Source organism: Paenibacillus baimaensis, from assembly GCF_025567575.1.
The window spans coordinates 1-524 of record NZ_JAOQIO010000058.1; the positions used below are offsets into that span (position 1 = coordinate 1).

General features: G+C 50.4%; 1 protein-coding gene. It reads right to left on the minus strand.

The window, feature by feature from the left end; all coding sequences use genetic code 11:
• Positions 1–524 (minus strand): hydroxymethylbilane synthase (gene hemC / locus OB236_RS15980; RefSeq protein WP_262684888.1); only part of this gene is annotated, 524 nt, incomplete at both ends.

The following is a 524-nucleotide window of genomic DNA, read 5'->3' on the forward strand; positions in this document are numbered from 1 at the left end:
TATCCAAAATCTCGGAAGCCCCACGCTCTATCAAAGCATTTGCCAGATTAACACCTAACAGCTCCGGATCGGTTCCATTCATAGTTTCCTTCAGCATCTGCTGACCATCAGGCGAGCCTACCATACCTGTCATGGTGATTTGATAACCTCCGCTTGTTAGTTCACCTTCAACGGTTGCATACGCGCCTATTGGTATTTGACAGCCACCATTGAGCCTCCCCAGGAAGCTTCGTTCTGCCGACACAGCAAGCGCTGTCCGTTCATCGTTATAGTGTCCAAGCAGCTCCAGCACTTCTGTGTTGTCATCTTTACATTCGATACACAAGGCACCCTGCCCAACAGCTGGCAGACAAACCTCTGGTGGTAAATAAGCTGTTATGCGATCTGTCCATCCAATGCGATGCAGGCCGGCAGCTGCCAGCAGGATGGCGTCAAAGCCTTCAGACTCCAGTTTTTTGAGTCTGGAGTCGATATTGCCGCGAATGGATTCAATCTTGAGATCAGGCCGATAATGCTGCAGCTGG